This is a genomic window from Streptococcus sp. 22.1, from assembly GCF_016648645.1.
In the GTDB taxonomy this organism is placed as follows: domain Bacteria; phylum Bacillota; class Bacilli; order Lactobacillales; family Streptococcaceae; genus Streptococcus.
This window is the reverse complement of sequence record NZ_JACLQK010000001.1, coordinates 167,174-182,749: the sequence shown is the minus strand read 5'-3', so window position 1 is coordinate 182,749 and position 15,576 is coordinate 167,174. Positions and strand designations below refer to the sequence as shown.

The 15,576-nt window shown below is 40.4% G+C and carries 10 protein-coding genes and 1 pseudogene; 2 read left to right on the top strand and 9 right to left on the bottom strand.

The window, feature by feature from the left end:
- Window positions 1-291: 291 nt before the first annotated feature.
- Window positions 292-2,076, bottom strand: coding sequence for an excinuclease ABC subunit UvrC (gene uvrC, locus H7U04_RS00705; RefSeq protein WP_155197923.1), 1,785 nt, complete (start codon window positions 2,074-2,076; stop codon window positions 292-294).
- 59 nt (window positions 2,077-2,135) lie between these two features.
- Window positions 2,136-2,830: pseudogene (locus H7U04_RS00700) on the bottom strand (YjjG family noncanonical pyrimidine nucleotidase).
- A gap of 275 nt (window positions 2,831-3,105) precedes the next feature.
- Between H7U04_RS00700 and sdaAB the strand changes: the two are divergent.
- Complete coding sequence (gene sdaAB, locus H7U04_RS00695) at window positions 3,106-3,777, top strand: L-serine ammonia-lyase, iron-sulfur-dependent subunit beta (protein WP_060933717.1); 672 nt, start codon at window positions 3,106-3,108, stop codon at window positions 3,775-3,777.
- 12 nt (window positions 3,778-3,789) lie between these two features.
- Window positions 3,790-4,659, top strand: a complete 870-nt coding sequence (sdaAA, locus tag H7U04_RS00690) for an L-serine ammonia-lyase, iron-sulfur-dependent, subunit alpha (protein ID WP_060933718.1) — start codon at window positions 3,790-3,792, stop codon at window positions 4,657-4,659.
- A 91-nt stretch (window positions 4,660-4,750) separates the two neighbouring features.
- Here the strand turns inward: sdaAA and H7U04_RS00685 are convergent, their stop codons facing one another.
- The 7 genes from H7U04_RS00685 to H7U04_RS00655 all read right to left on the bottom strand — a co-directional run bounded on the left by H7U04_RS00685 (window position 4,751) and on the right by H7U04_RS00655 (window position 15,558).
- Window positions 4,751-5,677, bottom strand: coding sequence for a transketolase family protein (locus H7U04_RS00685; RefSeq protein WP_060933719.1), 927 nt, complete (start codon window positions 5,675-5,677; stop codon window positions 4,751-4,753).
- Window positions 5,674-6,531, bottom strand: coding sequence for a transketolase (locus H7U04_RS00680; protein ID WP_060933720.1), 858 nt, complete (start codon window positions 6,529-6,531; stop codon window positions 5,674-5,676). Before H7U04_RS00680 ends, H7U04_RS00685 begins: the two co-directional genes overlap by 4 nt.
- A gap of 3 nt (window positions 6,532-6,534) precedes the next feature.
- The gene (locus H7U04_RS00675; RefSeq protein ID WP_060933721.1) at window positions 6,535-7,881 is read right to left on the bottom strand and encodes a PTS ascorbate transporter subunit IIC; all 1,347 of its coding nucleotides are present in this window, start codon (window positions 7,879-7,881) and stop codon (window positions 6,535-6,537) included.
- 12 nt (window positions 7,882-7,893) lie between these two features.
- Window positions 7,894-8,178, bottom strand: a complete 285-nt coding sequence (locus H7U04_RS00670; RefSeq protein ID WP_037612076.1) for a PTS sugar transporter subunit IIB — start codon at window positions 8,176-8,178, stop codon at window positions 7,894-7,896.
- A 3-nt stretch (window positions 8,179-8,181) separates the two neighbouring features.
- Window positions 8,182-10,212: a BglG family transcription antiterminator gene (locus H7U04_RS00665; RefSeq protein ID WP_060933722.1), complete on the bottom strand. Its 2,031-nt coding sequence runs from the start codon at window positions 10,210-10,212 to the stop codon at window positions 8,182-8,184.
- Between the two features lie 259 nt (window positions 10,213-10,471).
- The gene (locus H7U04_RS00660) at window positions 10,472-14,383 is read right to left on the bottom strand and encodes a GH32 C-terminal domain-containing protein (RefSeq protein WP_201059225.1); all 3,912 of its coding nucleotides are present in this window, start codon (window positions 14,381-14,383) and stop codon (window positions 10,472-10,474) included.
- Between the two features lie 254 nt (window positions 14,384-14,637).
- The gene (locus H7U04_RS00655; protein WP_070838938.1) at window positions 14,638-15,558 is read right to left on the bottom strand and encodes a multidrug resistance efflux transporter family protein; all 921 of its coding nucleotides are present in this window, start codon (window positions 15,556-15,558) and stop codon (window positions 14,638-14,640) included.
- Between the last annotated feature and the right edge of the window lie 18 nt (window positions 15,559-15,576).

The following is a 15,576-nucleotide window of genomic DNA, read 5'->3' as shown; positions in this document are numbered from 1 at the left end:
AGTCCTAGCCTCTTTATTGTTTTTGGATTGTCGAGCAAGACGCAGTGGTTGAGTGGGCTCTACTACGCTGATTTCATCAGCTTTTACTGCCCTACTCAACTGTGCGGAGGTGGGACGACGAAATCGAATTCTAACGAATTACCGATTTCTGTCCCACTCTCAAGAAATAGAATTCCTAGGAAATCATTGAATTATCAATCACCCTACCAAGTTTTTCTGAGTTACTTGAAAAGTCTAACTTAATTTGACAAATTAGGTAACAAAAAAATGAACTTAATTCATTACGTTTCTTTAATTGTTATCATTTAATTTATCTAACAGAGCCTCTGCTACTTTTTCTGGAATGCCAAGGGCATGGATATCCTCAACAGTAGCTTTTTGGATAGCTGTCATAGACTTGAAGTGTTTGAGGAGTTTTTGTTTGCGCTTAGGTCCAAGCCCTTCCACGCCATCAAGTTTGGAACTGAAACTATTTTTACTACGAACTTGACGGTGGAAGGTGATAGCAAAACGGTGTACTTCATCCTGAATACGGTGAAGGAGGAAAAATTCCTCGGATTGACGTGGCAAATCAATGACTTCTAAGGGGTCACCAAAGAGTAATTCGTTGGTTTGGTGCTTGTCATTTTTCTGAAGCCCCGCAACTGGGATAGATAGATTAAGCTCATTACGAAGTACGTCCTTGGCGACATTGACTTGACCTTGACCACCATCCATGATAATGAGGTCTGGTGGCGTTAAACCATCTCGTTTGACACGACTATAGCGACGACGAATAACCTCACGCATACTGGCATAATCGTCAGGACCTTCAACAGTCTTGATTTTATATTTGCGGTACTCTTTTTTATTAGGTTTACCATTTTCAAAGACAACCATGGCAGAGACAGGGCTAGTTCCCATGATGTTAGAGTTATCGAAAGACTCGATACGGACTGGTGTCGGAATCCCCATGAGCTTGCCTAGATTTTCAATAGCTCCTTGGGTCTTAGCCAAGTCTTTTTCGAGGAGATCAAATTTTTGGGTCAAACTGACACGAGCATTTTTCGCCGCCAGATTAACCAACTGCTTCTTCTCTCCCCGTTGAGGTTTGAAAACCTTGACCTCATCTCCGACCAGAGCTTCGACAGACTCTTGATCAATGTCTCCAGGAATAAAAATTTCCCTAGGCTTGAGATGACGACTATCCAGATAAAATTGACCCAAATAGGTTAGAAAATCCTCCTCGGCATCATTATAGTAAGGAAACATATTAACATCACGCTGAATGAGTTTCCCTTGGCGGACAAAGAAAACCTGAACACACATCCAGCCCTTGTCCACGTAGTAACCGAAAATATCACGATCCTGCATATCTTGACGGATAACCCTTTGTTTGGTCCTGAGCGTCGACACTGCCTCAATCAGGTCTCGATACTCCGCTGCACGCTCAAACTCCATCTGATCAGACATGTCCTTCATCTTGCCCTTAAGCTGGTTAACGATTTTATCATCATGACCGTTTAGGAAATTCTTGACATCCTCAACCAAACCTTGCCAATAATCCTCAGTGGTGTGACAGATGGTGTGGGCATTACATTGACCAATATGGTAATAAAAACAGACCTTGTTGGCAGGATTTTTACATTTCTTAAAGGGGAAAATACGGTCCAAAAGCTTCTTGATTTCATTGGCTGCACCAGAGTCTGGATAAGGGCCGAAATAAAGACCACCATCCTTTTTAACCTGGCGGGTAATCAAAAGCCTTGGATAGAGCTCCTTGGTAATCTTGATAAAAGGATACGATTTATCATCCTTGAGGCGAATGTTAAATTTAGGCATATTCTCTTGGATGAGGTTAATTTCCAAAAGCAGGGCCTCGATATTAGACTCGGTTACGATAAATTCAAAGTCTGCAATCTCAGATACCAAAAGCTCCGTCTTGGTATCATGACTTCCACGAAAATAGCTACGCACACGATTTTTTAGATTTTTAGCCTTACCGACATAAATAATATTGCCGAATTTGTCCTTGTGGAGATAGCACCCCGGGTTGCTTGGGAGCAGTTCCAACTTATGTTTAATCAGATCATTCATGCCTTCATTTTAGCAAAAAAAGAGCTAAAAAGCTCTTCGGAATCATGGCTATCATAGCTTTACTTGGACAAAATCTTCAGGATTTCCTCATAACTTTTGACTTGATAGGTTGGAACAGCTGGAGTCTCATTGACTAGGTTACTTGGATTGAACCAGACACTATCAATACCCGCATTATTACCACCCTGGATATCAGCAGTTAGACTATCACCAATCATGAGAGCTGAGCTTGGGTGAAAATCATGGACCTGATTGGCAATTTTATCAAAAAAGTCTGTAGACGGTTTGTGGGCACCCACCTCATCAGAGATGAAAACATCGTCGAAGAAAGGTAAAATACTCGAAGCCTGCAGACGACCACGTTGGATATAGCTAACACCGTTAGTCGCTGCATAAATCTTGTGGCCACGGTCTTTAACGTTTGATAAGAAAGCATGGGCCTGAGGCAACTCCTGCCCCTGTTGACTCAAGAAATGTTGGTAACGGCCTGCTAAGTGACTACCATCAACCTCCTGTCCAAAATGGTCAAAAAGACGCGAAAAGCGCGTGCGAAGCAATTCAGGTTTTGTAATCAAACCATGGTTGAGGTCCTCCCACATGGAACGGTTCATGGGATATAGTGGTCCTTGTAAACTTTGAGATCTTGTGAAGCCACACCAGCCTCTTCAAGCAAGTAGTTTAAGGCCAAATCTTCAGCACGGTCGAAATCTAAGAGTGTGTGGTCAAGATCGAAAAGTAAATGGGTATAGGTCATGGCGTATCCTTTCTGATACTTGAATCTTTAGGCTCTATTTTACCACAATCTAGCTATATATGAATAAATAAAAAAGGACGACCCGCAGGCCGCCCTCTCTGATTTATGAAAAATAAGTATTGCTTACTTAATAGAGCACTATTATATCTATTGAACCTTAAAGAAAGCTTAAAATAAGTTATTTTTTTATGGTTTCAATAGATTTTTACTTAAACAGCGAATCTCTCTAATTCATGGTATACTGAAAATACAAGATTAATCAAACGAGGCGTGTTATGAAAAATTTAAAATTTCAATCCGTTTTTGACATTATAGGTCCTGTCATGGTCGGACCTTCCTCTAGTCATACTGCAGGAGCTGTTCGTATTGGAAAAATTGTTTCTGCCATCTTTGGTGATATACCCACTGAAGTAGAATTTCAACTTTTTAATTCCTTTGCCAAGACCTATCGAGGTCACGGGACAGATGTGGCTCTTGTGGCGGGTATTTTAGGCATGGAAACTGATGACCCTGATATTCCGCACGCACTGGACATTGCATACGAAAAAGGCATCAAGGTCTATTGGAAAATCAACAAAGATAGTAATGCGCCGCATCCCAACACCACTCGTATTACACTAAAAAATGCTACAAAAACTATCTCTGCCACTGGTGTTTCCATCGGTGGAGGGAATATCCAAGTGACTGAGCTCAATGGTTTTGCTGTTAATCTCAAGATGAATACACCGACTCTCATCATAGTCCACCAAGATGTTCCAGGAATGATTGCTCTTGTGACCGATATTTTATCTCGTTATGGTATCAATATCGCTCAGATGACCGTCACTCGAGAAAATGCTGGTGAGAAGGCTATTATGATTATAGAAATTGACTCGCACCAGTGTGATGAGGCCGTCAATGAAATTGCTAGAATTCCTCATCTACATAATGTCAACTTTTTCAGCTAAGAGGGGGATTGCATGTTTTACACTATTGAAGAATTGGTTCAACAAGCTGACCGAGATTACCAAGGTAATATCGCAGAGCTCATGATTGCCACAGAAACAGAGCTAACTGGACGTGAACGTCCTGAAATCCTATCTCTTATGACTCGAAATCTTGAAGTGATGATAGAGTCTGTTCAGGCTGGTCTATCCCCTGAGAAATCACCAACTGGCTTAACCGGGGGAGATGCTGCCAAACTGGATGCTTATATCAAAAATGGAAAGACCCTGGCTGATTCTGCTGTTCTGGGGGCTGCTAGAAATGCCATGGCCGTCAATGAATCTAACGCCAAGATGGGCTTGGTTTGTGCCACACCAACGGCTGGTTCAGCAGGTTGTTTGCCCGCTGTTCTAACAACAGCTATCGAAAAATTGGGCTTGAGCCAATCACAACAACTAGATTTTCTCTTCACTGCTGGCGCATTTGGTCTAGTCATCGCAAATAACGCCTCAATTTCTGGAGCAGAGGGAGGATGTCAGGCCGAAGTTGGCTCTGCCTCTGCTATGGCTGCTGCCGCTATTACAATAGCTGCTGGTGGAACCCCCTTCCAAGCTAGCCAGGCCATCTGCTTTGTACTAAAAAATATGTTGGGACTCATTTGCGACCCAGTAGCCGGATTGGTCGAGGTTCCTTGTGTCAAACGTAATGCTATGGGAGCAAGTTTTGCCCTAGTAGCTGCCGATATGGCCTTGGCAGGTATCACATCTGCCATTCCAGTCGACCAGGTTGTTGACGCTATGTATCAGGTAGGTTCAGCCATGCCAACTGCCTTCCGTGAAACTGCTGAAGGTGGCTTAGCAGCAACTCCGAAAGGAAAAGCACTCGCAAAAGAAATCTTTGGTTGAGAATTAGTCGATATCCGTAGATTACTAATTCAAACATATAAAAGGCAAACATCTTTTAGTAGATGTTTGCCTTTTTCAGCTATGTCTAAACTTAGGATAGAATCTGTTGGATTTCTCGTCTGATACTATCTTTATCTAAACCATATTCCTTAAGAAGATAATCTTGTTGTCCTACTTGGCCAAAACGTTCTTTTATACCAAGTCGATAAACTGGTGTATTTACTTTGGTCGCCATCATTTCACAGATCGCACTACCTAAACCACCTATAACATTATGATTTTCAACAGTTAGTACTGGTTTATCCAACAACAAAGTTTCTACCTCAGGATGAATTGGTTTAACACGAAAGAGATCAATGACACCAACCGAATAACCTTCTTTTTCTAAAGAGTTCGCTACTTCTAAACAAGGAGCAACCATTATTCCACAACAAACCAAAGTAAGATCTTTTCCTTGTTTTAGATTAATATACCCTTTAGAGAAGTCTTCATCTCCTTTATATAGAGGGGATGGTTTTTTCCGAATAGTTCTAATATATTTTAAGCCACTCAAATGTAAAGTCTGTTGCAATACTGACTCAAATTGGATATCATCACTAACTTCAAAAACCGTAGCGTTAGGGACTAAGCGAAGGAGACCAAGCTCCTCAAAAGGCATATGCGTTCCACCATTCATCTCAGCACTAATACCGGCGTCTGATCCAATAACAGTTGCACTTAATTGAGCATAGCCAAGTGAAATAAACAACTGGTCAAATACTCTCCTTGAAGCAAATGGTCCAAACGTATGGAAATAAGGTTTAAACCCTTGGATGGATAAACCAGCAGAAAGGCCGACCATCTCTGATTCCATGATTCCACCATTAATGTATCGCATGCCAAATGCTTTCCCTAAATTATTTGTTCCCATTGAACTCGATAGATCCGCTTCTAATGCAACAACTTCCGGATGACTTTTATTAATATCAAGTAGGAAATCTCTGTAAACTAGACGCATTTCTTTTGCTTCTCTTTTCATACCATATCCTCCAGCCGCTTACGCAAGTCAAACACTGCTTTTTCTAACATTGCTCTTTGTTCATCTGAAGGGCGTAAATGATGATTAGCTGTCATAGTTTCAAGTTCAGGAACTCCTTGTCCTTTCACAGTATCTAGGACAATACACTTTGGTTGGTTAGAGGTCGAAGATTGCAATTCAATAATCGCATCGTAAATTTCCTTAATATCTGAGCCATCTACACGAATCGTTTCAAATCCAAAGGCTTTAAACTTCTCAACAAAGTCGCCAGGATTGCAGACCTCCTCTGTCGTCCCATCAAGTTGTTTTTTATTATCATCAACAAATACCAAGAGATTTCTCAATTTATGATGTGCTGCAAATTGAATTGCTTCCCAACATTGACCCTCATTTAACTCACCATCACCAACAATTGTATATGTAAAATGTGGAGAATCATTTATAATTTGACCATAAGCTATTCCAGTAGCAACGCTAATTCCTTGACCCAAAGAGCCTGTCGTCATATCAACTCCTGGAGTTAGATTTCTATCTGGATGTGACGGAAGTCGCGTACCATTCGTATTTAAAGAATGAAGAAAGTCTTTATCAAAAAATCCTTTTAAATAAAGTGTGCTATATAGAGCAGGACCAGCATGTCCTTTAGATAAAACGAAGTAATCTCTATCCTTCTTCTTAAATTGCTCTGGAGCCATATTCATCACTTTTCCGTATAACACGGCAAGTACTTCTACGACAGAGAGACTTCCACCATAATGTCCAAATCCTAAATGATTCAAGGTTTCCAGTGTATTTAATCTAATTTTGGTAGCAAAAGACTTTAATTCATGTACCTCTTTTGGACTTAGGGCCATAGCTTACTCCTCCTTAGCAGGTGCTTTATAAACGAGAGAAATTCCAACCATAGCTACAAGGACAACGATAAGACCAATAATAATACCAGCTTGTGAACCAACTTGGTTTAGAACACCAAGAATAATTCCTGACAAACCAAAGTCTGCATCTGAGAAAGTAGAACCTTGGAATCCAAGAGAACCAAGAACAGGCATCAAGAATACTGGCAAGAAGCTAATCAGAACACCTTGTAAAAAGGCACCAATTGTTGCTCCACGAACACCACCTGAGGCATTACCAATAACCCCTGCAGTTGCACCACAGAAGAAATGAGGAACAACACCTGGCAAAATGACAACAGATCCAGTAGCAATCATAAGGGCCATACTTACCAAACCACCAGCGAAACTAGAGATAAAACCAATCAAGACCGCATTGGGAGCGTATGGATAAACAATCGGACAGTCCAGAGCTGGTTTAGAATTTGGAACCAAGCGTTCAGAAATTCCCTTAAAGGCTGGTACAATTTCACCCAAAATTAAACGAACACCAGCGAGGATGACAAATACTCCTGCAGCAAATTGTCCAGCCAATTGAAGGGCATAAACTAAACCACTAGTACCACTACTCAATTCTTTTTCAATGTACCCTGACCCTGCAAAAATGGCAACGATTAGATAGATAATTGACATTGAAATTGTAATACTTACAGTACTATCACGTAAGAATGCTAAACTTTTTGGGAATTTTATATCTTCTGTTGATTTTGATTTATCCCCAACAAGACCACCAACAAATCCACTTAACCAATATCCCAATGAACTAAAGTGACCTAAGGCAACTTTATCATTACCAGTTAATTGAACCATGTATTTCTGAACGAAAGCTGGCGATAGACTCATGATAATACCTAAAGCTAGACCACCCAATAAAATTAATGGTAAGTTAGTAAATCCAGCAACTGATAAGATAACCGCAATCATACATGCCATATAAAGCGTATGATGACCTGTCAAAAAGATATATTTGAAGCGGGTAAATCTTGCAATAAGAATATTGAAGACCATACCTGCAAACATAATCATGGCTGTTGCTGAGCCGTAAGTTGTCAAGGCAACCGCTACAATCGCTTCATTATTTGGTACAACTCCTGATAGATGGAAGGCTTTTTCAAACATTGTTCCGAATGGATTCAAGGAACTTTGAATAATTCCTGCACCACCTGATACAACTAGAAAACCTACAAAGGTTTTAATACCACCCTTAATAATATCTGGTAATGCTTTCTTTTGAAGCACCAAACCTAGAATAGCAATTAAAGCCACCAATATGGCTGGTGTACTTACAATATCTAATAAGAACTTAATCATTGATAGAACCTCCTAAATAAGACCCTTTTCTTCACAAATTTTAGTTACTAATTCTTTCAGCTCATCCATATCAATAATGCTATTTAGTACCCTTACGTCACCTAGGTGTCCTGCTGAATCTTCCAAGTCACGTCCAACAATCCAAATATCCGCAGCACTTGGATCCGCACCACCTAAATCATAGTGTTCAACCTCAACACCAGTCACTCCTAGTTCGCTAAGAATAGATTCGATATTCATTTGAACCATAAAGCTAGAACCTAGTCCTGAACCACACGCTGTACCAATTCTCAACATAATTTAGTCCTCCTGTTGAATAATTTCTTTGATATCATTAAACTCTTGAGCTGTTAACAATCTTTCAACCTTAGCATTATCACGTAAAATCATCGTAAGATGTTTTAATGCTTTTAGGTGAGTCTGATTATCGACAGCAGCAATACAAATTAATAAACGAATTTCTTGAGCTGGATCATCCAGCAGATAAATTGGGTGGTCTAAAACCAACATGGACATGCCCACTTCATTAACACCATCTTCGGGTCTAGCATGGGGAATCGCAATTCCCTTTCCTAGATTAATGAAAGGTCCAAATTCTTCGACTTTTCCAATCATTGCTTCTGGGTAGTTGGCGGTAATTTGGCCACTTTCCAACAATGGCTGAGATGCTTTTCGAATAGCGTCCTTCCATCCCATTTTTTCTGAACTTCTATGAAACATTTTTTCCGTAATTAAATCTTGTAACAAAGGTAACACTTCCTTTCTCTGAATTTCTTCATATATAAATTTTTTCAGAGCAATGCGTAATTCTGATTCTTGTGAAACTGAAGCAAATCGCTTAATCAACTCAAGCAACCTCTCTAGCTCAATATCTTTGGAATCCATTTCTGGAAAATCTTTTGAGACTAATTGCACTAATTGTGAAGATTGCTCAACAGACATCATTACTGATACTAAATACTGAGGTTTTTTAGTATCAACTTTTACTGTTGAAAATACTAAATCGAATTCTTCATCCTTAAACTCATGCAAACGATCAACTCGAGTAACTCCGATAAAGCTAACCTGCGGAAATAAAATGCGTAGGTTTTCCTTTATCATAAGTGAAGAGCTCGTACCATTTGGACAGACAATAACTGCTTTGTAGTTTTTTCTAGTCGTCTCCTTCTTCTTAAGATAACCACCAAAATGAACGACAAAGTAAGCTATTTCACTGTCTGGAATAGGTTGACCTACAACCTTTGACAAGGGCTCCAAGGATTCCTTAACGAATTCAAATAAGTCTGGATGCTGTTCTTTTATCCTATCTGTATAATCATTTGAACTAGGAAGACCAAATTTTAAGCGATAGTAAACTGGAATCAAATGCTTCATCAAATTATCTTTGAGCGTGGCTTGCTTAGAAAATTGTAAAAGTGTAATACTTTCCATTTTTTCTACAATTTGATCCGTTAAAGTTTGGAAATAACTAAAATCAACAGAGGTATTTCCTTCAAAACCACTAGACAAGAGCCCAGCTATATATTGGCGATCTGATCTAGTAAAATTACTATCAAATCCCCCTAAATCATAAGCATTATCCAATAAAATATCTGCCAAATTACGTATCTGAGAAGGAGCCTCTATCTCCTCTGAAACTACTCTGGAAACTTTCCTTTGATAACGACATAAAATAAGCGTTATTCCATACAAACATTCTTGTAACTTATCGGAAATTGGCGTAAGATGTAGAATTTTTGAATAATCCTGAACAAGTTTATTTAAAATCTCAAAGGTAATACCATGAGGCCAAGCAGAAATAACATATTCAAGTCCCCAAAGTCCGACAGGAGAGTTTAGTAACTCATTAATGACTTTAAAAGCCATCAAATGTTTCTGTTTTTCATCACCAAGTATAATGTATCCTTGAGATCTAGAATATTCTATATCCAAGTGATGAGTTTGCAGATTCTTTCTCAAAGAACGAATATCAGACAAGGTGGTATTCTTACTAACCTTCAAAAAATCTTGATAGTGCCAATTGGAAACAAAATCCGTCCGACAAAAAGTATAAAGGTAAATTAACTGTAAACGAATCCTTTTGGGAAGCTGTAATTCTTCAGAACCAATTAAAGTCGCTATATTTTCATCGTTTAGTATGCCAGTAACGTAATACCTCCCTTTATCTTGCTCGATTTTTATTCCTCGGTTATCAAGATAAATAGTTAATTGATTGATACAATCTCTAACGTCTTTTATTGAGCAACGAGTTTTTACAGATAACTCATACAAAGAAAGATTTTGATTAGCCAGTAATGTTATCAAAACTACTATAATTTTATGATCAATCATTTTTTAACCTTTCTACTTAGATTATATGACACCGCTTACAAAACATAAAGATAATTAGGGCACAATTTAGAACGTTGTAAAAACTCTTTAGATTGTGCCCAAGATAGTATTTTAATGGATTTTAAAATAAAGCGACTTACAAAATCAAACCTTTTGAAAAGAACTGAATCATCCCATGACTATTTCTAAGCAAAAAAACTTAGAAGTATGAGTGCTTCTAAGTTTTTTCTTCTTATATAGCCTTTTCAACGTTTTGATCTTAGTTGAATAACCATTTTGTCAAAAAGTGCCATGTTTCTTTGGCAATACTTGCAAGGAAGGTTGATAGACTAAATTTGTTAAATGTTTTTAGGAGATTGTCAACTATTGGAGCAATAGTCTTAGGTGTTTCCACTGGAGTCTTACTTTCTTCTTCCTTACCAGTATTATCCTGAGATGGATTTGGTACTGTACTTGTATTGTCATGGCTATTATTTTGTCCAGTTGGTTCAGGCTCTGGAGCAACCTCAGGTTGATGCTCAGGTTCATCTGGTTTATTTTCCGGACTTGGTTCTGGACTAGGTTGTGGTTGAGGATCAGGTTTGATCGGCTCGTCAGTGGTGTCACTACTTGTGTTTGTCATTTTTTCAGTAACGAAGAAATTTTTGAATTCTACTGCTCCATCCCAAAGACCAACACCTACATGGGCTTGATTGAAGTAATTATCCACGGCATCAAATTGATGATGGAGCACTTCCTTACCATCGACATAGACTGTCATGGTGTCCTTGCCCTTTTCAACCTTGACGTGGTGGTACTGACCATCGTTGATTGCTTTATCCAGATGAGCTTCAGCGATGGTTTCACCACCAAAACGGAAGAGACGTACAGTATCGTTGTCAGCAAATTGGACAGAGTAGGCACGGCCTGGTTCTTCACGTTCCGCAGCTACAAAGAGGTTGACCAATCCATGTTGGTATTTGACGTCGATATCATAGTCAAATTGCTTGAAGCCATTACTTTCATAAGCCATGAAGAAGTCATTGGCACTGACATTGCTATCGTAAAGCGTATCGTCATCAATATACCAATTACCAGTGACAGCTTTCAAGCCTTTAAGGTTGGTCGCAAAATTATTGAGAGTGATGGCAATCTTAAAGGTCTTGGTCAATGAAGGATTTTCAACTGAGGTTGCTGTAACAGTGAGATGACCTTTATGAAGAGCTTTGAGAGAAAGTTTATTGTCATGTTCAGTATATGACACCAAACTTGGATCACTGACCGTCCATGTCACATCTTGCTCTTCAGAAGCGGGTGCGAGGTAAACCTGCAAGTCCTTGCTTTGACCAACTTCGAGGGTCAAATCACCTGCAACTGTGGTGTTCATGGCAACAGCCTTAGTGACTTCCTTCTTGTCAGTCCAAGTACTCTTAATTGGGTAGATAGCAATATTTGCTTTGGCTGGACCACCTTCAACCAAGACGCTCGCTCCAACGGCTCTTGGGCTTGGGAAAATCTGATTGGCACCAGCTACCGTATTGCCCTTAGCAAAGACTTCCACACTCGCACGGTCCACATAAAGATGCAAATCAATAGAACCATCTTCATTGCGAGTCACTTGTTGGCTATTAACCTTAGCAAAGGCATCAGAAAGAATTGTCCCAGATTGGCTACGGTCAATAGACAAAGTTTCCTTGGTTAAATCGTAAACGACCTTTGTAGCTTGACCATCACCGACGCGAAGGTTAAATCCAACTGCAGTCGTGTCCTTACCTGGTACAAAGTGAGAAACCACTTCATAAGTATCACCTGAGAAATCTTTAAGCAGTTCATTGTCAGAAGCTACTCTGACATTTTCAAAATACTGGGCATTATCTGTATCACGAAGGCTTTCATAGGCCTTAACAGGTGTTTGTGTTAAGAGGTAACGGTCGCCTGATTTAACCAAACCAAGGTCAAGGTTAAGGTTAAAGGTACCATTAAATTTTTGACCAACAGTATCTGCAACTAGATTGCAATAATCTTCCCAAGTGTTCATCCAGTTGATTTCAGTCAATTGCGGGATGTTTGGATGGTCAGCTGTCCCAAAATCATGAACATAGTAAGTCATGGCAGCATAGGAATCCTTACCAAAATTCATGATTTCATCATGTTCTTGGTAAACTTCATCAGCTACAAAGGCCCACTTACCATCCACTTGTTTAAAGTCTCCAACCTTGTAAGAACGACCACCACGTGAGAGGACCCACTTGAGTGCCCCATCATTGGCCACAATTGGATAGAGGTCAGGACATTCCGTATGCAAATCCTTATAGGTTGTTTCAACCTGCCAGTTCTTCAAATCTGGTGAGGAATAAATGCGGAGTGGACCACCAGCAAGGACCATAAACCATTGGTTATCCCAGCGAAAGACCTTAGGATCACGGAAATCTTGGTTTTGAAGTGGGTCCTGAGACCAGTCGGCAACCACCTTATCATATTTTTGCCAAGTTCTACCCTCGTCCTCACTATAGGCAATTTCAATCCGTTGCCCATTACCATTTGAAGTGATAATAGCTACCAGACCGCCTTCCGGAGATTTGAAGAGACCTGAGCTATTGGTACTATCAACCACGACAGAGCCTGAGAACATGTGACCTGTTGCATCTGGATAAAAAGCAATTGGCTCTTCATCCCAATGAAGCAAGTCTCGGCTGGTCGCATGAGCCCAGTGCATTGGACCCCATTTGGTATCATCGTAAAATTGATAGAAAAGATGGTAACGTCCTTTGTAGAAGACCAAGCCATTAGGGTCATTAGCCCAGCCATCCTTAACAGAATAATGATACTGATCACGGTAAAGCTCGTTGTAATAGACATCATCGCTCTGTCTTCGGTGGATATTGACACGGTAGGTCAAGGTCACTGGACGACCAAGCGAATCGGTCACACTACTTTCAATAGTAAAGTAATTGGAACCTACAGCCACTGGCAATTGAGAAATATCTGTGTAGACATTTCCTTTGGCATCTTCTACCTTGATAACAGCATTTGGATTATGCTTAGTGATGTCAAAGCCTACTGCCTCAGCATTGTGTCCCACATATTGGATATGGAGTGGTTCTTCAGAGAAGAATTGGGCTTGTTTTTCAACAGAACCTGTCTTTGAGGTCACCACAAGATTGTCAATCAAAGGAAGACTGGCATCATCAAGATTAACATAGCGGGTGTTTTTGAAAATGACATTGGCATTCCAATTAAGAAGTCCAAAGTAACCTTCTGGAAGGACTTGAGGTTGGCCCTTGTCACTTTTTTGAAGAACAGCGTCACCTGTACTTGCGACAAGCACATCATTGACATAGTAAGATAGCCACTGATTAGCCGCAACTACTCTAAGATTGTAGGTTTCATCGGCAGTTGGTGTTACATCTTTTTCATCTACAAGTTGAATATCATGATTATTGACCCAACGCCAAAACTTAACCTTATGGTTACCAGAGTCTACGTTGACCCCGTACATATTTTTATCGCTACTATCATTGTTACCACGGAAAATGAGGGCAGCGGCACCACCAGCTTCCTTGAAGGTCACATCCGTTGAATAGATAAAATTCTTGCCCTCGGATTGAGAATAAAGGAAAGAGTCTCCCTTGTCTTTGGCTTCTGAATGAATACCGTCAGCCTGCATTTCCCAGTGACCATTTTGGTCTGCGGTCATCCCTTCAAGATTGGTAACCGCTTCATTATTAGGCAAATCCGTTTTTTCCTCTGTCACATGAACAGGACTGGTGCTATTCGTTACAACTGGAGATTGCTCTTGACTGGTCTGATTCAAATCGGCTTCTTGCGTTTGCTTAGCCACTTTCTCAGCCTCACTAGCCTGTATTTGTACTTCTTTTGACTGGTCAGGGCTAGGCTGAGTGGGATTCTCTTGAGCTGTTTTAGCAGATTCGGAAACAAGGGACTGGCTAGGCTCTACCACTTGGGGGACTTCCTTGGTCGTGCTAGGAGCAAGCTCCGCTTGAGGAGCAACTTGATGGTCAGTTTGAGTTACCACTTCTTGAGGTACTTGGCTCACAGTTGCCTGTTCCACTTGGTCCGCATAGACAGGACCAGCCAGGGCCAAACCTGCAAAGCTTACCAAGGCACAGCCATAGACCCAAGTTTTCCCACTTTTACGCATAAACCAATTTTTACAAACAGTATCATTCATGACTCTTCTCCTTCTTTAGAGTAACATTAAATGTTAACTCATTTTTCATGAAAATTCAAAGTGAATACATTCGCCTTTATTAATAAGCCTATCAAAGTTTCCGGAAATATCTCTAGGATTTACATTAAAACGGTAAACGCTTACTTTTAATATCATTATATCACTATAATCTGAAAATACCATCTTTTTCTGTAATATTTTTCATATAAATGAAAAACTTCCGAATTTGCCATTCGAAAGTCCGTTCCTTATGCTTAATCTGAGCCTGTTAGCAGGCTATTTCCAATAATACCAATGGTTACAATAGCAATCCCAAGGAATCCCAAAAGGCTAGGTAGACTATCTCCGAGGAAGAGGCAACCACCCAAGAGGGTAAAGAGAACTTCACCAGCCTGAGTAGCCTCAACTACTGCCAGTTGCTTATGGTTATGCTTAACTAGATTAGTGGCCTCGAAGAAAAGCAAGGTTGCGACAACCCCAGAAAAGACAGCCACAATTAAAGACTGTAAAATCTGTCCGCCTGATGGAAGACCAGCATCTGCACCAGCAAAAGCTGACAAAAGCAACCAAAAAGGTGTACTCATCAAGGTCATTCCAAACACGCGCTGCGTCGTTGAAAGCTGATCCTGCTTACAGTGGACCATCATCTTACGATTGCCCAAAGGATAGGCAAAAGCGGCCAGTAAAATCAAGAGACTAGCACGGACCACACCGCTACCAAGACCACTACCGAAGTAAGGAATCTGGATGAGAATGATCCCTAAAAGGATAACCAATGTCATAAGCAGTTGCTTACCAGGTACCCTCTGCCCAAAGAGTGGGGTCAAGAGCAGACCAGCCAGAATGGTAATCTGCCAAGTGGCTGCCACAAACCAGGACTCACCATAAATGGAGGCTAGAGACAGTGGCCCATAGAAAAGCCCAAAACCAACCGTACTCCAAATCAACCAAGTCAGGGGTGCTTTCTTAATGGCAGACAGAACACCTGCCAGCTCACCCTTACGCCAGACCAAAACAGTCAGCATGGGCAAGCTAAACAAATAGCGTAGACTAGCACTCCACATCCAGGACCCACCCGAAAGATTCATACTACGATTAAAGATAAAAGTAAAAGCAAAAAAGAGGGCACCCAGAATACCATACCAAAGCGCCCTCGCAAATTGAGATTGTTTCATATTTGTAAACTCCTGTAA